The following is an 18,428-nucleotide window of genomic DNA, read 5'->3' on the forward strand; positions in this document are numbered from 1 at the left end:
AACATCATATCTTTGTGATTCATATCCTATAAAAATACATGTACAAACCAAGGAAATCGGCAATACGACAAATGAGTTCACTCAATTTCTATCGAGTTGCTTTCCGCATCCACCCGTATTTGCCCGTACATAGCTGTAAGATAGGTGATAATAAAGGTGATAAGCATTAGTAAAACGTATGAAAGCCTTGGAAAATAAGGGGTATAAGCGAGTCCCCTTACCTCCACCAGTAGAAATGGCTAGAAACTTAGGTTTCTAGCCATTTTTCGTTGTGCTTTTCGAGGAGCGTACACAACCCACACTCGAAACCGAAAATCTCACTTAACCGATTAATACACCCGTAACGCCACTTGTGATGCGGAAAAACGACTTCACAAGTGGCACAACGGTTGCGCATATCGCCTGCACACACCCACTCTACGCAAGCCAGTAGCGCTCACCGCGGTCATCTCGCTCAACAATCCTCATATCAATGGAATACCTGCGAATGGTTACCACATCTGCCACCACCATACTCAAGCGAGCATTATATTCAGCTTCAGTCAACCATTTTCTGTTCGCAACAGGAACGCTAAACACACGCTCACATATCCTACGAATCACTTGTTTGCGTTCCTCCCAGTTCAGAGGCAGATCGTCAATAAAATCCGTATACAAAAGAGAATAAGGGCCAAGCAACTCATTTAATGCATCTATCTGCTGGGATAATGCCTCTTGAGCGTCATCATCATAAGCAGTATTCAGCCAATCAATGTTCTTAAAAGGCTTATCGATACCGCTCTCTGTTACAGGATTTGCACTGCTGTTGTCATCTTGCTCAGCTAGCAGCTGTGTAAAGCGCTTACGTAATTTAGGTGTGCGTAAACTGGTCAGCATAATTCTGTACTGTTTTAATATCCTCTGCATATCATGCACAAAAGTCATATTACTTCTTTCGTTTATCGCGCAAAACTCGCATAATTTCATGAATAATAGGAATAAGGAAGAAGAATAACGTACTGGTCATTCCCACTCCTAAACCGTATGAATCTGTCAGCCATCCGCAGGCAGGACCCACAATAATCGCAGCACATGCCACAGCAGCAGCCTGCAAAGAAAATACAGTCGCTCTTTCGTTATCGGAAATGGACATATGCAGTGCTCCTGCATACATATTTTGTATCCATCCCAGAAGAATAACGTGCGGCAAATAAAGAATAATTCCCACCCAGAAGCCCGTAGTCCACGCTAAAGCAAGGCATAACACAACATTAATTATGATGACGCTGAGCAGTCTGAAGCTGTGAGCGAGAGAAATTTTTTGACTCAGTTTGCCTGCAATATATCCGGCACTATTCATAACAATTAAACCCGCGAACTGATTCCATACTTGTGTGGTATCCGCGCCGCTGAGTCGAACTTGCCATAATAGATACATGCTCAGCGATCCAGTTTCAACTAATAACAGCATCCACCAATCAATGTTTTTGAAAGTTTTCGCTCCTATATGCATAAATTCACGTGCTAAAGTGCGAACGCGCACAGCATTACTGCTTACTGTATTTACTGTATTATTCATCGGCATTTTCACGAGAAGAATAGTGGCGAGAACGTAAATAAGCGCAGGAAGAAGCCAAATCAGTTTTTCACTCAGACGATAGGCGACAGCACCCACAAGTCCACCCACAAGATAGGTTATGCTACCAAACTCTTGGATTTCTCCCATAATCTTTTCGAAAGAAGATTCATCTTCTTTTCGCTCGTTAATATACAAAGCAGAGGCAGCCCCACTTTCAGTAGCAGAGCCAATTCCCGTAAGAACTTGTCCTACTAATACCACCCAAAAGTTCTGCGGATTAAAAGCAAACAGCAGAAAACCGCAAAGCCGTAACATATTTCCCAGCGCTAAAGTAAGACGTGGAGAAACGCGGTCAAAGAAAAGCGATGTTGGTATTTCCATAATTGATGAGGAAATATCAAAACCTGTACTGGCTAAAGTTATTAATGCAAGGCTTAAACCTGCTTCACGAAAATACGTAATATCGTAGGCAATAAAAATACCTTGCCCGAGCATTAAGAGAATGTTATATATTTTTGACATACTGCCCTCACATAAATAATGTGCCATGATAAGTTGAAAGATGAACAGGTTGACCAATTTTTCTCGAGAACTGTTCGATCCTTTGTAAATCAGAAAAATACGTTGGATCATCAATTCCGATATGTGAAACTGAGCTTTTGACAACAGTAAAACTTTCGGCTTCGCATATTCTAGTAACGAAAAGATTTAAATTCTGTTCATTAAATATTTCAAACATACCCCTGATGCTCTGTTTTACTTTCTTACAGTCGATTAAATACAATTCATCACTAAATTTTTTCGAAGGATGGAAGATATTTTCGAAAGTGTCTAATGCTTTGCCAGAATACCATAAGTTTCTCATATGCATCGGCGTAGGAGAGACATCAATACCGGTTCGCAAAGAAACCAGCATCTGGTTACATTCATTAAATGCCCTATTTGCAGCTGCATTGATTGTAAAATGCGCTCCTGTACCTCGAGAAATAATGCCTGTTCCTTTATCAATAGCCAATACCTGTACTACAGGAATTCTAAAAGGTGATGGCAATAATTCAACTATATAAGTTATTGAAGAATTTTTTTCAATTAGATTTTTCAAATAAGGCGGATATGCATAATCAGGTATTTCAACTGGTTTCGCATCTGTACGCATATAAAACCAATACGCATCACGTTCAATAATCTCCAAACATGACTGTATTACAGCATCTGAATATGTGGCACCTGATGCAGTTCCATTTGTCGATCCTGCACAGATATTTGAATATCTTTCAACAGACAGAGGAGGCATAGAAACTATATCGTTTGGAAGTAAGACAGATCGAGATTCAGTCATTGTTGCATCATATTTTGATGCAACAATCTGACTAGACATGGTTCATACAATTTCAAGTGAGTTATCATATTTAGCTATTGATGAATTCGAATCATTGACTGGAAAACCCCACTCCTTATGAGGATTAACTGCCGGAAAATCCTTCAACATGTCATATGACCCATAAAAATATTCCCCACCTCGAATAGATGAAAGAAAATATCGCTCTATTGCTTCGCCAATACAGGATGCTTTTGCCTGTTCTTCAGTATCCCCTTTACCACCCGCAACATCAAAACCTTCATTTTGGGATAAAAATTGGACTGCGTTATAAAAAGATGTACCCTCAACACTATTTCTCTGCTTTATCGGGGTAGTTGCAATTCCTAGCACACCAAAGAAAATAGAGTTGGAGTCTATAAACTCTTTAGCAGAAGTGCAACGAAAGTCTTGACTGGTCTTAAAATTCCCTGGTTTAAAAGTATTACCAATACCCAAAGATTTTAAATTATAGCTTCTCGATGCATTCTTATGCGAACATTGACGACAACCGATAGCAGGAAGAAGCACTACAGCAGAATCTCCCTCAATACCCGAAATTGCCACAACAAAATCGTCTGGAAAATATTTTAAACGGCTTTTAAGCTCATCAATATTCGAATTAATTTTTTTCGATACACCAAATATCTGACAATATTTTACAAATCTCCACTTCGCGCATTCTACACAACCGAAAACATCTGAAACTTTCTCATGGCTTCGAACGACAATAGGGATACCCTGTATATAATCAACCTTGAAACTCATCAAATCCTTCTAAAAGAAAGAGCACCTCATATACTCGAGGTACTCTTTCGTATTTACAAACAACACATGATTAAGCAACAACAATATGTGTAACTTGGCTATTATTATCTTGCTCCATATCAATGGATGGACTTACAATCATGCTTGGCATAGGATAACTTCTCTTCGCTTGCATTGCTGGAAGAAAATCTCCAGAAACAAAACCACGAGCAAAATCGCTATTTTGCGATTCCAACAAAGCACTATCTTGCGCATTTGACAACATCGTATCGCCTCCTTTCACAAGGACGCGTCAAGCCTATACCTTTGATTTTGGGACATAATAGCAGTCCGCATGATGAGGCTGCTTGCCTCGCGCTCATCTTTAGTTCATTTGAGAGGTCAGCTCTCCCGCAATAGACTTACTCATCCACGAAGCTAATTCACTTCCTCTCAGTCCTTGAGACAGAAGGAAAACAATCTTGGCATAGGTTGCCTCTAAGGTCATATCTCCAGTGCCCACAGCTCCCGCTTGAGCAATCGCATCACCAGTTTCATAATGCCCTAACAGCACCTCAGCCTGTTGGCATTGAGAAGCCACAATAACAGGAACTCCATCAGCAATAGTGTATTGAATAACATCAACTAATCCTGGTTCATCAGAAGGAACATTACCCACACCATACGCGCGCAAAAGCACAGCTTCAGGGCGAGGAGCAATGAGGTGTTCTAAGCGTTCAGCAGTAATGCCAGGAACCATATCGACCACAACAACGTCATGACGCTTATATGGTTGAGGATTACTCCACCCACAGCCGCTGCGATCTACAGGATACCAACGCCACGGAGCACCCGTTCGAGCCAAAGGACCGGTTGCAGGAGAAGAGAAACCTTCAAACGCCCACGAGGATGTTTTGGTTACTCGATTTCCTGGGAAAAGATGATGACCGAAGAACAGCGTTACTCCTTGTGCGCGCTGATACAGAGCAGCGTTCAAAGCGCCTGTAACGTTGGCTGTAGCATCCGTTTCGACCATACCTAAAGGAAGCTGAGAACCCGTCAAAATGACTGGCTTACCAAAATCAGTAAGCGCATAACTTAAGGCTGCCGACGAATAGCTCATCGTATCTGTGCCGTGTAGCACAACGAAAGCATCGGAATCACCGTGATGCTTCCATAAATCATCAATAATTGCCTGCCAATTATCAGGCGTTGCATTTGAGGAATCAATCAGCGGATCCAAACTGGTAATACTCACATTGCCCTCGCCCAGCTGCGTGCCACCGAGCACATGGTTGAGCCAGCCCTGTAAATCCGCTCCCGGCTGTAAACCATGCGGAGAATCAATCATGCCAATAGTTCCCCCTGAATAGGTCACATGAATGCGCATAATGTCCACCTTTCGCCGTGAGTATTGCTTCCTGCGTGTATATATCTGTATACAAGCATAGCGAAAGCCCTTAAAATCTTCACACGGGCTTCCCCGAACTGGTATGCAAAAGTCGGCCCATATCAGCAGATAGAGCAGACTTTCAGCAAACTTTCGCGCAAAAATATCTCGCCTAATCTATGCGCAGAACAATACCCTCCCAAGCCTCTAAACGCTGGTTCAGCACAGAACTGACAGCATGATTGCTCTCGTAAGTGCTCAACAAAAGGCGCTGATTGATGCTATGCTCATCCAAACCGCTGGCGGCAAGCACAGCAGCAGATTCAGCTGGCACATCCACAGCACTGCCCGAAACATTAACCAGTACCAGGACACGCTCATCACCCAGCGAGCGCATAAAAGCGTAAATCTGTTCGTTCGAAGCGTCGAGAATCTGCCAATCGCCAGCAGAAATAACTGGGTTCGTGTGGCGCAATGCAATTAACTGCTTATAGAAGCTGTAAACAGAATTACTATCGCATACTTCCTCAACAGCGTTAATATGCTCATGGTTCGGGTTGACGCTAATCCATGGCTCGGTTGGCGCATCCTCGGCAGTAAATCCTGCGTAACGAGAGGCGTCCCATTGCATTGGTGTGCGCGCATTATCGCGCCCACGTCGAGCAAGCGCGTCCATCATAGATTCCGATGATTGGATACCTGCTTCGTCTACTCGCTGATGATACATATTGATTGATTCGAGATCGCGATACTGCTCGAGGCGAGTAAAGTGCGCGTTGGTCATGCCTAGTTCTTCGCCCTGATAGATATATGGCGTTCCTCGATGCATGTGCAGGAGCAGTCCGAGAGCTTTAGCAGAAAGCGAGCGCGACTCTTCCGTACTGTCGTCTCCCCAGCGTGAGACTGCGCGAGGCTGATCATGATTATTAAAGAACAGGCTTGCCCATCCGTTGTTTTTGACTGCCTGCTGCTGCTCGGATAGTGTGCGCTTAAGCTCGGTTAGCCGCAAAGGAGTTGGATTCCATTTTGTTCCGTTTTCGCAGTCTACATCCACATGATTAAAGAGGAAGAGCATATCGAGTTCGCCATTATCCGGATTAGTTATATGCTCGTTGCGCTTAGGCGTGATTCCCGGAGCTTCACCCACGGTGAGGAATCCCTCGCGATGAGCAAAGACTTCGCGGCGCATTTCTGCAAGGAACTCATCTACACGAGGACCATCTGAGCAGAATGGGAATGGAGAGGAATAACCGTCTGATCCTGCAGGAAAATCTTCAAGCTCACTGCCATCTTCACCTGGCAAACGACCTTGAGTATCGTATGGCTTGGAAATCTGGGTAATAACATCCATACGGAAACCATCAATACCGCGATCCATCCACCAATTCATCATGGCATACACTGCTTGACGTACTGCAGGGTTCTCCCAGTTGAGGTCTGGCTGCTTCTTGGAATACTGATGGAGGAAGTATTCGCCACGTTTTTCGTCAAACTGCCATGCCGAACCGCCAAAATATGAACCCCACTTATTTGGTTCTGCACCTGGTTCTCCTGGCGTATAACCATCGCGTGCAGCACGCCAAATATACCAATCTGCATGCTCATCGTTCTTATCACGACTGGCTTGGAACCATGAGTGTTCATCAGAGGTATGGTTCACCACTAAATCCATCACAACTTTCAACCCACGTTCATGAGCCTGAGCCAATAGCTCGTCCATGTCGTCAAGCGTGCCGAAGAGTGGATCGATATCTTGATAATCCGAAATATCATAGCCGTTATCGTCTTGTGGAGACTTAAACACAGGACTTAACCACAGCACATCAACGCCTAAGTCTGCAAGATAATCCAGGCGACTTGTAATGCCTTTCAAATCGCCCATACCGTCTCCATTAGTATCTTGGAAACTGCGTGGATAAATTTGATATACAACAGCATTAGACCACCATGGATTAGGTGTTGCACCATTTGTGCGAATAGTGTCGGATAGATGCATGCGGTCAGCTGTGACCATGGGAAACTCCTCTCGGGTTTTATCTCTGCTTGAATCATTGTGCTTATTGTGCTCATCGCTGAGCGTTCTACTTGATTATCTTAAAAAAGCGCGTTTAATATTCCTAAATCGGGCGTGGCTAGGGTTAATAGAAAGTAATTGGCTGTCCTAGATTTATCTCTAGGACAGCCAAATTTATATTCTTACCGTTCTTCATTAATGTTGTAATCTTTAAAGCCTAGATATGTACTGAAGCCAAGCATGTACATTGACATAATCATCATTTGGTTATCAGGTACTCCTTGCATGCTCTCAGAGTATTTTTCAAGCTCGGCATAAAACAGTATCGTGCGTTCTTTCTGATATAGTCCTCTCTTCATTGAGCACCTCGTCTACTACCTTCGGCAAAACCATACATATCTGATAAAACGCGTCAGATTGCCCAGTAACGATTTCATAGAATTTATCAATGCTAACTCGACGAATTTTGCGATGTGATACTTTTACACCATTGACAGTGGTTTCCCACACTATATTCTGGCTCTTCTTCGCAATTGCTTCAACAAGAAAACAAGCGCAATCATCGTTGCTCAATAACTGATTCTGCATTTTTATGTATGTCTTACCAGCAGATGCAGAATTCATTGTATTATGCTTGTTCTTCATCTCCACATAAATTTTATGAACAGTATTACCCTCATCTACCGTATATCCATTGGAATCTTCATAGATAACATCCCATCCACCCTCTTGACCATTTGCTGGAACGTGGCAATTCTTTACATACTCAAATAATCGTTGATGAAAATAACCAATCTCATTTGTGTTCGATTTATCTCGTTGACGAAAAATTTCGTTAGAGATTATTTGTCCCCAACTTTCACCATAGACAGCTCTGTCAAAAACCATTTTTACAGGATCAACAATATTCGAGTTAAACTTTTTCACATCATATGGCTTAAGTTTCGAACCGTAATGACGAATTGTTGCTTTTACGTGATTTTTAAAATCTTCATGCGAAATAAAATTAATATCCCAATCCGCCATTACACAATCTCCTTCTGTAATGCTTTTATAATCTGTTCACCAATACGCCGGGCCAGCTCAACAGGAACTGCATTACCAATCTGTTTATATTGATTGCTCAGAGTACCTGTAAAAGACCAACTATCTGGGAAGCTCTGTATTCGAGCATACTCTCGCACAGTGAATGGTCTTGTTTCTTCTGGATGACATCTCTCCGTCTGCTTTTGTGAAGGAGATGTAGTAAGCGTCAGGCATGGTTCATCCCATGCAATACGGCGTGCCATACCACGTTTACCCCCACCGGAAAAATAACTACGTCCCATGTACTCCCGTGCAATATTGTCAGGCAAATCTACCCAGCAACCTCCAGGGGGTACTAATTCCATAACACGCTTCTTCTTGTCGCTATACGGCTGAAAAGGACTATCAGGAACATTTTTTAAGACATCACGCAAGATTGTCTGTTTCTCATCGGGGATTGGGTATTTGAATGATATCCTATCAGCGATATCATTTCTTATTCCAATAGCAATCAGTCGTTCACGCTTTTGTCCGACACCGAAATAGCTTGCGTTCAGCACTCGATATTGAACCTGATACCCATGGCTAATGAATTCATGTCGTATCGTTTCAAATGTCCTACCATGATCATGGCTCAGCAGACCGCGTACATTTTCAAATAGAAACATCTTAGGCTGAATTTCACTGATACAGCGAGCGAACTCAGCAAACAACGTTCCACGCGTATCCCCAAAACCTAGCTTTTTACCCGCATATGAAAATGCTTGGCACGGTGCTCCACCGGAGACAAAATCAACTTTCCCAAAGTACGGAGTAAAGTCAACTTCATGAATGTCAGATTCAATCACGTTCCAATTAGGGCGATTTAAACGTAGGGTTTCACAAGCAGCATGATCATATTCAACAAATGCCACATCATCAATACCAGCCTGTTCAAGACCTAAAGCCATTCCTCCACCACCCGCGAAAAGCTCTATACCCTTTATCTTGTTTGCTTTTCCTGACATAAAATCTCGGTGCCAAGCCTTTCGTATGTAATGGGTTTAAATGGTGCAAGAAAATATTGCACTCATAAAAACAACTCGCCTGAATAGATGAATTCTGACTTAATATCCTAGACCAATAAACAGACCTTATTCAGTGAGAAAAACATCTTCATCAAGAAATCAGCATCCGCTTTTAAATTGGATTTTATGCAAAATATTACAACACCTAACGCAAGACTTTACTTGCAGTATACGAATTATCTCATTAATAAATGGTCTGTGTGCTTCAGGCACACAGACCATCAGTGTCAATGTAAAAGTCAGCCGCTGCTAGTCAATCAATAATTGAAAATCATAGCTATCAAAACACCCCACTGGGCTGTTTCTACTTAACCGCGTCCTGCAATTGGAGAGACCTTCGGCCCCTCAATCTGGCTCGCAGCCGTCACTCGCCTGCTCGCAGCGGTTAAAGAAACACCCCACTGGGCTGTTTCTACTTAACCGCTCCGCGCATAACACCACCAATAACCCACTTTTGCGCAATAATGTACACAATCAAAACTGGAGCCATTGCCATCAAATAGCTAGAGAATGCCATCGGATAGTTTGTGGCGAACTGAGAGCTAAATACATACTGTGCCAAAGGAATAGTCTGGTTTGATTGATCAGTCAGAACAATCAAAGGTAAAAGGAAGTCGTTCCATGCCCACAGAGCAGTTAAAATAGCAATCGTTGCGTTAATAGGGCTCATCAGAGGGAAAATAATCTGCCAGAAAATGCGCCACGTGCTCGCACCATCGATGCGGGCTGCTTCCTCTAGAGATACAGGTATCGAGCGGATAAATCCGGTAGCAATAAACAGATTTGTTCCCAAACCTAAAATCATGTACAAAATAATCAAACCAATTTGATTATCCAGATGCAATGTTCCCATTTGCTTAGCAATCGGAAGCATAACTACAGGGAATGGCACAAACATAGCAGCAATAAAGAAGTAATACAGGAAGCGGAAGAAACGCTTATCCATATTACGTGCCACAGCATAAGCAACGAAAGTATTCGTCAACAAAGTGAGCACAACTGCAGCCACGGTAATAATAGCTGAGTTCAACGCTGCCTTTGGATAGTTCACCTTTGCAGCAGCATCAGCAAAATTATGCCATTGCCATGTTGTTGGCAAACTAAATGTGCCAGCCTCAGCAGGGGTTTTCAAAGCTGTAACAATCGTGAAGTACAGCGGCACGAGGACGGTCAAAGACAAGACTGCTACAGCAGCAGTAAGCCACCAGTTAATATTGCGGTCCTTGCGATACTTCACTCGAGAAGAATGTGCAGGACGAGTGGATGAAATTGCAGTAGACATTGTTATCACACCTTTTCCTTGCTACCGAAGAACTTCAACTGAATGAAGGCAATAATTGCCAACACAATAAAGAAGAGCACAGCATTAGCCGTCTGGTAAGCGTATTCACCACCAGTTAAACCGCCCTTCCAAATCAGATAGGTTACCGTTTCTGTCTTAGAGTTAGGGCCACCCTCAGTCAAAGCCACCACTTGATCGAAAGTACCTAAAGCATTCTTCATAGTCAGCACCAAATTAATGGTGAAGAATGGTCCAATCAATGGGAAAGTAATCTTCCAGAAGTTTTGCCATGGGTTCACGCCATCAATAGCTGCAGCCTCATAAATTTCGGAATCAATAGTTTGCAAACCTGCCAAATAAATCAGCACAGAATATGCAATACCCTGCCACACAGCCAAGAAAACAATAGGAAGCCATGAATAGGTTTCGTTTGTCAGTAATGATTCTGAGAGTAACGGAATATGCAAAGCCTTACCTAGCTCTGGCAGTGGCTGCATAAAGATGTACTTAAAAACGTAGCCAATAACCAGAACAGACAGCGTATAAGGAATAAAGAAGATAGCTCGGAAGCCGTTCTTAAAACCAATACGACCGTTAAGCACCACAGCCAGGAACATAGCAATGCAGTTAATCAGCACTGTAATGAGCACAGCGATAAAGAAGGTGAAAATATATGCATTGCCCACGCGGTTATCTTGGAACAGCGCTATATAGTTCTTGAAGCCAATCCATTTGAAATCACCGTAACCTTGCGAATTCGTGAAGGAATAGCCCACACCTTGAATAAATGGCACGTAAAGGAATACTGCAAACAGGACTGCAGCAGGAACAGCCATCCAATAGTAAGCGCTCTCTACCTTGCGGCGAGAGAATGCAGATGTGCGTTTTTTAGCCATTGTTCTCTCCTTTCTCTCTTAGAACGTCCTAGCTTGGACTTTATCCCACTCAGTTTGCATATTATTAATGAACTGGTTCACATTGCCCGTCATAACAGCACTTTGCAAATAGCCACCAATATTAATGGATGCTGGAATGTAATGATCGCAGAAATCAACCACTTGATTCTTTTCGAAGAACGGGCGCACGCCTTCCAAAGCCTTACCGCCAAAGTGAGTCTTCTTCAACGGAGTAATGGCATACTGAGCATCGGCATACGCATTAAGCTGCTTTTCGCTCATAAGGAACTCGATGAACTTCATAGCTTCCTTTGGATGCTTGGTATTCGCTCCCATAGTCAGCATCACATCGTCACCAGCAGTCAACTTCTGCTCTTTCACATCATCCGTTGCCGGCATCTGCGCAAAGCCGAGCTCAATGTCTGGATTAATCATAGTAATTTGCGGAATCGCATACGTTCCCAGCGGAATCAAAGCCGCCTTGCCCTGTGCGAAGTTCTGCGTTCCCTGCTGATACGTTACTCCCTTCTCGGAATCGGCATACTTGTAAAGCTCAATTTCCTTATCAATAACATCTGTCCAGATCTTCTTAAACGAAATCTCACCAGTCTTTAACTTCGTATATTCACTTTCTGGAACCAAAGTTCCTGCTAACGACGACAACGGAGCCTGTGTGGTCCACGCATCAGCCAAGGTTGCTTGCACAGGATTAATTCCTGCAGTGCGGAACTTCTCAAGCATGGCAATAAACTCGCTCCACGTCTGTGGTGGATTCTCTGGATCTACGCCCGCATCACGCCACAAAGCCTTGTTGTAAATGTATCCGGATGCATTGCCTGCAAATGGCAAACCGTACAGACGCTTCTTAGCAGGGTCTGTTGTTTGCACGAGATTCTTAGCAATATTGACCATGCCAGGGTTCAATTTATCTACAATAGCTTCGTTAGTAAAGTCGTGGAACACTCCCGACGCAGCAAACATACCGAAACTAATATCGCCGTTGAAAGTAATAACATCTGGCACACGATTCTTCACGAAACGGGTGCGCAAATCAGTTTGGGCGTTTGCGGAATTATTTACATTAATACGAATTCCGGGGTTCTGTGCCTCGAATTCCTTAGCCATTTTCTTAAATTGATCTGCTGCTTCAGACTTGAATTGGAAAAAATCTAAAGTAACAACTTGGGTTTGTGTTGAGCCGCACCCTGCTATGCCAACAATCATAGCGGCCGCACACACAGCAGTTAGACCGCGACGCACAATACGTGCCATCACGCTGCCATGGGAATCCCTCGCCTGAGAAAGCACCATATTAGACTCCTTTGCCTCACTGTTTGCTTCACCGTTGTCGCAGCGTCGTCGCCACAACTTTTGGTCATCCTCCATAGTACGATTTTGCTTTTTTCATTCCCACTATCTGCGAGTCTTTACATAAAGAAACAAATTAAGGGTATTTTTGTTTAGAAAGAAAGAAAATAAATGTATGATGAGTACGTGCAGTGCGCATTTCAACACAACGCGCGCAAACTGCAGCAGCACAACGCAATACAGCGCAAACTGCAAGCACTACTCACGAGAAAGGTAGCTATGAGCACTCCATCCACACCGCATTGGTTCACGGGTTCGGAATATACACACAAAGTTGCTCAAGCTATTGCACAATATGGCCCTATTGCCCGCACAACGCTAGCACAAATGCTGGGATTATCTCAGGGAGCTTTGTCGCGCATTACGAGCGATTTGATTTATGCGAATGTTATTGAGGAAATGACTGAATCCTCTCAGCACGATAGTAAATTGCCTGCAGATTATGCTCCTCAAGAAAACTCCCGTAAGCGCGGTCGTCCTCAAACTGCGTTGCGTTTACGCGCTGAAGAACGCTCTTTTATTGGATTAAATATTCACGGTTCAGATGTGAGTATTACTGCAACCGACGCGTTATGCCGACCACTAGCGCAATGCGTTACTGAACACTTGGAATCACTTGAACCTGCAGATGCGGTTCATCATATTGCTGATTTAGTCAAGCGCTATTGTAGCACTCTCGACACTGCTCCTGTTTCGATGGGAATAAGTTTCGGCGGACACGCGAAAGATGACCGTTACGTTACTTTTGCTCCATTTTTGCACTGGGATGGCATTGTTGATTTAGCAGGCATAGTGGAAGAAGAAAGTGGATTACCTTGTGCGATTTTTAATGATTTAGACTCGCTTCTTCTGCATGAAGGTTGGTTCGGCGCGGGAGTTGGATTACCTCGTTTTGCCGTTATTACTATTGGCTCGGGCGTGGGATATTCTTTAAGTGAAAATGGTTCTCCTATTGATTATCCCGATAAAAGCTACGGTTTGATTGGACATATTCCAGTTGACCCTGATGGTCCTCGTTGCTATGCAGGACACATTGGCTGCACACAATGCTTGACCAACGATTCCTTGGCAGAAGAATATTCCATGATGATTGGACGTCAAGCAACTTTCGACGAATTTGCTGCAGATGCCCTTGCTGGTAGCGCTCAAGCAAAGCAACTTGTGAACAAAGTATGCTTCCGGTTAGGCGCTCTTATTGCTGTTATGGCGAATTTTGCTATGCCAGAGCATGTTATTGTTAGCGGTGAATCATCGTTCTTAGCCAACTTAAATAAAGAATCTATTCGCAACGGGATTAATTGGTATCGTCCAAGTCAGGCTTCTAAAGTCAATTTCCAAATTCTTGACTTTTATTGGTCTGATTGGGCAGAAGCCGCAGCCGCACGTGCTATTGTGCGATATATTGGGTAGTAACCTTTACACGCGTGTGTTAAGAATAGCTATTGACACTTAATTATTCATTACCACAATACTGCTAATCAATACACACGTGAGTAAATTGTATAGATGTAGGTACAAACTGTGTATGTAAAACGATTGATTTCTCAACGGTATGGAGCTGAGTTATAAACCTACGCTCGCACGAGCTCTTCTGCCTAACTTCGCAACCCTCGCGCTTGTGCGTATTGCCCACTGCATTACAGTTGCGCTCAGATGCGCCCTCATCCATTGCCGTACCCTTTAGATTAACTTAGCACCGCTGTCTATCCTATGCCTAAGGCATCTCTACAGGACTTGCAAAGCCAGATATGCGATTGCACAGCAGTCTTACCGTTGTGCGCATCCCCCTACATGAATCATTTCACCATGTTCATGTCGACTCTTAAAACACGCGGAACATCAGACTGGTTTTACCCGCCAATATATAAGCTTGAGACTATGGTTTTGCCCAATATAAACTAGCGAAAAAGTCAAAATAAAAACACTTTTTGCCTATCTCCCCAGACACTGCGCCCAATAGCTACCATTTTATGAGCAATCGAACATGAATCCGTTTACTAAAGGAACATGATAGAGAGCTTTGCTCTCTATCATGTTTTTACAGTAATATTCTGCCACTATTAAAATACACTAGAAAAATGTATGAATGAATGATCTGGTGTGGATAAATTACCTGCCCACAACAACCTCGATAGTGGATTTTATTACTTGTTAATTATGCATATATTAATAACAAATGACTCAATGTCTGAGATATCTTCAATCGCCATAGAGAATGTCTCCATCATCACTCACCTTCTTCCATCCCCCCTTTGCAATAATGTTCGAGAGAACAATCTAATGTTCTCATACTGAACATTACTAGCAATAAGAAAAATGGGGACAACTATTGTTTACAATATGACAAAATACGGAACTAATACTGGGGTAAATCTTACTTATATAAACAACGAAATAATATTCTACTCGAGTTTGCCATATCTAAAGAAGAAAATTAAAAGTAGCGATGATGAGTTTTTGTGGAAAGTATTAACATATCTCTATGAACCTCATACACTTAGTGAAATTCAGACGAAATTCAATTTACCCCAAAACCTTGCTCTAGATATCATTCATCATCTTCTGCAATCCCAATTAATCATTGAGAATCCAACCGAGCGCACGGATGATTTCTTTCGTCTAGATCGATTCGTCAATTCGCTTCCACAATTGAATTATGCTGATTACAAAAAATCTGCTCGTCCACCAAAGTAACCATTCTGGGATTGGGAACAGCTGGAAGTTATGCAATTGAACTGTTGTCAAAAATCGGAATATCAAATTTCGTTATCATTGATTATGACATAGTAGAGAAAAAGAATCTAATTTCACAAAATTATGTAACAAATGATATCGGACAATATAAGGTAAACTGTCTCTTACAAAAATATCCCTCTCTTAAAATTACTCCTATCATTCATAAAGTAAAAAATTATAATGATTTAAAACGGATTCTTGATGAACATCCAACAAACTACCTTCTTACCAATGCTGATGATTCATCTCTTATCATTGAAACAATAGGAAAAATTTTTACGGATTTTCCTCACATAAAAATTATTGAATCAGGATACAATATCTCTGAGGTTCAAGCTGACCTGATTACGAAAGAAAATGCTCACTACTTTAAAAATCAATTTGAGAATCTAAAAAATTCTTCACTAATAATGGTGATTTTAAAGGATTAGCAGATAATTCAGGGACTATTTTTCATTCTGTTTTTGAATGCATTTTTTCTGCGAAATTTATTTTTGACGATATAACGCACATATCATCACCTGAATTTGCGCAGTTTAACCTGCTGGAAAATAAATACTATTTAGATAATCTCTTTTATCGTCATGAATTCACACAATACATACAAAGATACAGGAAAGATTCACAAATTATCCGCCAAGACGATCTTATAAATGATGGAGATGAAGAAGACACTAGCGACTCAGACCCTATTGAACAAATGTTTTATAGTGAAGAAGATAACTGGGAAGCACTGACATACTTCAGTCATATCAAAAACCAGTATCGTACAAGTGAACCTTACAATAGTATCTCAATCGATGAGCTTCATAAATTACTTTTTGAATATTCCCAACATACTTTTTCAAGCAAGCAATTCAACATCTCCAAGATAGATGAACGACTCTCTATTTACACCACTCCCTCGGTTTACAATAAACACCGTACATACACTGAACATTTAAAAAACTCTTATAACCGAATTTATATCGGTGACTTATCAATTCAGAAAGAAACAACTTTTATTCAAAAATATTTCCACAGTTTATGTTCAGAAATTAGCAAAAATGAACATGACCACCTATATTTCAGCATAAAAAATACTAATAGATTCACGCTAGAGTTACTTATGAAAAAGAATAAGATAGGCAGACACATTGGTGAAAGCTTATTACGAACATATATAGAAGTATATATTAACTTATTCATACAAACTCATTTCCACAAAGCGAAATATCTGAACACTATTAGTGACTTTATCTCACAGGCTAGTGATAAATTAAACATGAATCGTGATGAATTACTCAACAGAATTTCTTCGTTTGAGAATCTGAACACTAATCCATATGACATTACAAAACTGCGAACCATTGAAAATCAGCTTTCCTATATTTCTCAAATAGACAAAGCCTTGAAGGAGCTGCGATGATTGCCCATTATTACCCAAAGAAAAAATATATTGCTCTGACACTTTTAGCTTTCATATCGAGCGCAGAAAATATTGTGATTGCTTTTATGATTTCAGGTTTAACTGCAATAGCCCTCAACGGTCATTCAGAGAAATTACCTATTTTTACAACTGAAGTTGTTCTTTTCCTACTTATTGTTTTAGTGTCTCAGCTTGGCTATAACTACTTAAAAAATGACTCCGTTCGTTATGTGAATCAACTGTTGCGCACCACTATTTTACGGGGCATGTTCACTCACGCTGAGGCAGATAAATCTGAAGATCTAGCTTTTCTGACGAATGACTTTAAGTTGCTTGAAACCAACCGTTTTAATGCAGAGCTCAATATTATGTCAGCAGGTATTACTCTGTCCTTATCCCTGGCTTACGCTCTGTATATTAACTGGACACTTACGCTCATCTTTTTCTTCGGTTCGTGTATTCCTCTTGTTGCGTCAAACTTCTTCCAGAAACCTATTCAAGAAGCAGCTGAGCAGTGGAGTACTGCCAATAGCAGTTATGTTACGACTACTAAAAACTTCTTAGCAGGTGCAGCCACCATTAGGCTTTACGGTCAAGAAGACAGTGCTACGCACCGCAATACGCCAATTATTCGCAAGCTTGAAAATTCATTAATGCGCATGAATTTGCTCAATGCCCATGCACAAACAACCGTCTCACTCATAGCAGAGATTGGTACATTCCTTGTTCCGTTCGTTCTAGGTGTGCTGTTAATAACGCATCATTATGCTTCTTTAGGCTCACTATTTGCCATTATGCAATTATCTAACTCTTTTGTTAACCCTATTCTGCAGATTCTGAGCGAAAGAAATAATCTGTCTACAACGAAAGCAATCATCGAGAAACTCGATACTTTTACTGCAGCTGATACAGACACTATCGATACATATACGACTTTCCAAAAGTCACTGATTTTACAGAATATATCTTTGAACCGCGATGGAAAGCAGTTAAGCGATGGAATAGATATAACGATTACACCGGGTAAGAAAATTGCCATTATCGGTGCTTCCGGATGCGGTAAATCAACGTTATTACAGTTTCTGATAAACGGTAATTTTGGTTCTGCTCGTTCGATTATTAAAGATGGCTTAGTGGTTGAGCCAGGATCTTTCTACAATGATTTTGCTTATGCAAGTCAATCGCCTATTATTTTTTCTGACTCCCTGCAGTTTAATTTGACTTTAGGTGCGGATATTCAGGACACAGTAATTCGCGATGTGTGCAAGCATCTTAATCTGGACGATATTGTGTGCAAGCAAGGTCTAAACTATTCTTTGGGAGATAACGCTAATCAACTGTCAGGTGGACAATTAGCACGTATTGAACTCGCTCGGGCAATCTTATCGAAACGCCCTATTCTTCTGCTTGACGAAATTAATGCTTCGCTTGACCATCAAACCTCGAAGGCTATTCATGACTATCTACTCAAGTCGAATCTTACTTTTATAGAAGTGATTCACCACTATGAACCACACGACTTAGATAGGTACGATGACGTCATTGATTTTACACGTGTTACACATGAATAATGCGTTGT

General features: G+C 41.7%; 14 protein-coding genes and 1 pseudogene. 4 read left to right on the top strand and 11 right to left on the bottom strand.

Annotated features, from left to right (window positions below):
• Positions 1-417: 417 nt before the first annotated feature.
• The 11 genes and pseudogenes from G464_RS0104170 to G464_RS0104225 all read right to left on the bottom strand — a co-directional run bounded on the left by G464_RS0104170 (position 418) and on the right by G464_RS0104225 (position 12,609).
• Positions 418-876: a DUF2087 domain-containing protein gene (locus G464_RS0104170; RefSeq protein WP_162138580.1), complete on the bottom strand. Its 459-nt coding sequence runs from the start codon at positions 874-876 to the stop codon at positions 418-420.
• 49 nt (positions 877-925) lie between these two features.
• The gene (locus G464_RS0104175; protein WP_022856854.1) at positions 926-2,053 is read right to left on the bottom strand and encodes an MFS transporter; all 1,128 of its coding nucleotides are present in this window, start codon (positions 2,051-2,053) and stop codon (positions 926-928) included.
• A gap of 34 nt (positions 2,054-2,087) precedes the next feature.
• A pseudogene (locus G464_RS10315) lies at positions 2,088-3,683 on the bottom strand (YcaO-like family protein).
• Between the two features lie 70 nt (positions 3,684-3,753).
• Entirely contained in the window at positions 3,754-3,948 is a 195-nt protein-coding gene (locus G464_RS0104190; RefSeq protein WP_022856857.1) for a hypothetical protein, read from the bottom strand.
• Between the two features lie 99 nt (positions 3,949-4,047).
• A complete protein-coding gene (locus tag G464_RS0104195) occupies positions 4,048-5,052 on the bottom strand; it encodes an asparaginase (RefSeq protein WP_022856858.1) in 1,005 nt (334 codons plus the stop codon).
• Between the two features lie 172 nt (positions 5,053-5,224).
• Positions 5,225-7,066 carry a glycoside hydrolase family 13 protein gene (locus tag G464_RS0104200; RefSeq protein ID WP_022856859.1) on the bottom strand — a complete coding sequence of 614 codons (1,842 nt, stop codon included), beginning with the start codon at positions 7,064-7,066 and terminating at the stop codon, positions 5,225-5,227.
• 303 nt (positions 7,067-7,369) lie between these two features.
• Positions 7,370-8,092 (bottom strand): Eco47II family restriction endonuclease, encoded by a 723-nt coding sequence (locus tag G464_RS08870; RefSeq protein ID WP_208853776.1) that lies wholly within the window; start codon positions 8,090-8,092, stop codon positions 7,370-7,372.
• Positions 8,092-9,099, bottom strand: coding sequence for a DNA cytosine methyltransferase (locus G464_RS0104210; protein ID WP_022856860.1), 1,008 nt, complete (start codon positions 9,097-9,099; stop codon positions 8,092-8,094). Before G464_RS0104210 ends, G464_RS08870 begins: the two co-directional genes overlap by 1 nt.
• Positions 9,100-9,571: 472 nt before the next feature.
• Positions 9,572-10,441 carry a carbohydrate ABC transporter permease gene (locus G464_RS0104215; protein WP_022856861.1) on the bottom strand — a complete coding sequence of 290 codons (870 nt, stop codon included), beginning with the start codon at positions 10,439-10,441 and terminating at the stop codon, positions 9,572-9,574.
• 5 nt (positions 10,442-10,446) lie between these two features.
• Positions 10,447-11,337 carry a carbohydrate ABC transporter permease gene (locus G464_RS0104220; protein ID WP_022856862.1) on the bottom strand — a complete coding sequence of 297 codons (891 nt, stop codon included), beginning with the start codon at positions 11,335-11,337 and terminating at the stop codon, positions 10,447-10,449.
• Between the two features lie 18 nt (positions 11,338-11,355).
• Positions 11,356-12,609 carry an ABC transporter substrate-binding protein gene (locus G464_RS0104225; protein ID WP_049207435.1) on the bottom strand — a complete coding sequence of 418 codons (1,254 nt, stop codon included), beginning with the start codon at positions 12,607-12,609 and terminating at the stop codon, positions 11,356-11,358.
• A 315-nt stretch (positions 12,610-12,924) separates the two neighbouring features.
• Here G464_RS0104225 and G464_RS0104230 point away from each other — a divergent pair, with 315 nt between their 5' ends.
• The 4 genes from G464_RS0104230 to G464_RS0104255 all read left to right on the top strand — a co-directional run bounded on the left by G464_RS0104230 (position 12,925) and on the right by G464_RS0104255 (position 18,420).
• Positions 12,925-14,115, top strand: coding sequence for an ROK family protein (locus G464_RS0104230; protein ID WP_026472602.1), 1,191 nt, complete (start codon positions 12,925-12,927; stop codon positions 14,113-14,115).
• Positions 14,116-15,377: 1,262 nt separating this feature from the next.
• On the top strand, positions 15,378-15,872 hold the full coding sequence (locus G464_RS09675) for a ThiF family adenylyltransferase (RefSeq protein ID WP_080651149.1): 495 nt from the start codon (positions 15,378-15,380) through the stop codon (positions 15,870-15,872).
• A gap of 269 nt (positions 15,873-16,141) precedes the next feature.
• Positions 16,142-16,849 carry a hypothetical protein gene (locus G464_RS0104250; protein WP_022856866.1) on the top strand — a complete coding sequence of 236 codons (708 nt, stop codon included), beginning with the start codon at positions 16,142-16,144 and terminating at the stop codon, positions 16,847-16,849.
• Entirely contained in the window at positions 16,846-18,420 is a 1,575-nt protein-coding gene (locus G464_RS0104255; RefSeq protein ID WP_022856867.1) for an ATP-binding cassette domain-containing protein, read from the top strand. Before G464_RS0104250 ends, G464_RS0104255 begins: the two co-directional genes overlap by 4 nt.
• Positions 18,421-18,428 lie beyond the last annotated feature (8 nt).

Origin of the sequence: Alloscardovia omnicolens DSM 21503, assembly GCF_000420505.1 — a bacterium.
Taxonomy (GTDB): Bacteria; Actinomycetota; Actinomycetes; order Actinomycetales; family Bifidobacteriaceae; genus Alloscardovia; species Alloscardovia omnicolens.

Bases quoted from the DNA above. Each gene is read 5' to 3' on its own strand.
- G464_RS0104170 (WP_162138580.1), bottom strand. From the start codon at position 876: ATGCTGACCAGTTTACGCACACCTAAATTACGTAAGCGCTTTACACAG.
- G464_RS0104175 (WP_022856854.1), bottom strand. From the start codon at position 2,053: ATGCTCGGGCAAGGTATTTTTATTGCCTACGATATTACGTATTTTCGT.
- G464_RS0104190 (WP_022856857.1), bottom strand. From the start codon at position 3,948: ATGTTGTCAAATGCGCAAGATAGTGCTTTGTTGGAATCGCAAAATAGC.
- G464_RS0104195 (WP_022856858.1), bottom strand. From the start codon at position 5,052: ATGCGCATTCATGTGACCTATTCAGGGGGAACTATTGGCATGATTGAT.
- G464_RS0104200 (WP_022856859.1), bottom strand. From the start codon at position 7,066: ATGGTCACAGCTGACCGCATGCATCTATCCGACACTATTCGCACAAAT.
- G464_RS08870 (WP_208853776.1), bottom strand. From the start codon at position 8,092: ATGGCGGATTGGGATATTAATTTTATTTCGCATGAAGATTTTAAAAAT.
- G464_RS0104210 (WP_022856860.1), bottom strand. From the start codon at position 9,099: ATGTCAGGAAAAGCAAACAAGATAAAGGGTATAGAGCTTTTCGCGGGT.
- G464_RS0104215 (WP_022856861.1), bottom strand. From the start codon at position 10,441: ATGTCTACTGCAATTTCATCCACTCGTCCTGCACATTCTTCTCGAGTG.
- G464_RS0104220 (WP_022856862.1), bottom strand. From the start codon at position 11,337: ATGGCTAAAAAACGCACATCTGCATTCTCTCGCCGCAAGGTAGAGAGC.
- G464_RS0104225 (WP_049207435.1), bottom strand. From the start codon at position 12,609: ATGGCACGTATTGTGCGTCGCGGTCTAACTGCTGTGTGTGCGGCCGCT.
- G464_RS0104230 (WP_026472602.1), top strand. From the start codon at position 12,925: ATGAGCACTCCATCCACACCGCATTGGTTCACGGGTTCGGAATATACA.
- G464_RS0104250 (WP_022856866.1), top strand. From the start codon at position 16,142: ATGTTTTATAGTGAAGAAGATAACTGGGAAGCACTGACATACTTCAGT.
- G464_RS0104255 (WP_022856867.1), top strand. From the start codon at position 16,846: ATGATTGCCCATTATTACCCAAAGAAAAAATATATTGCTCTGACACTT.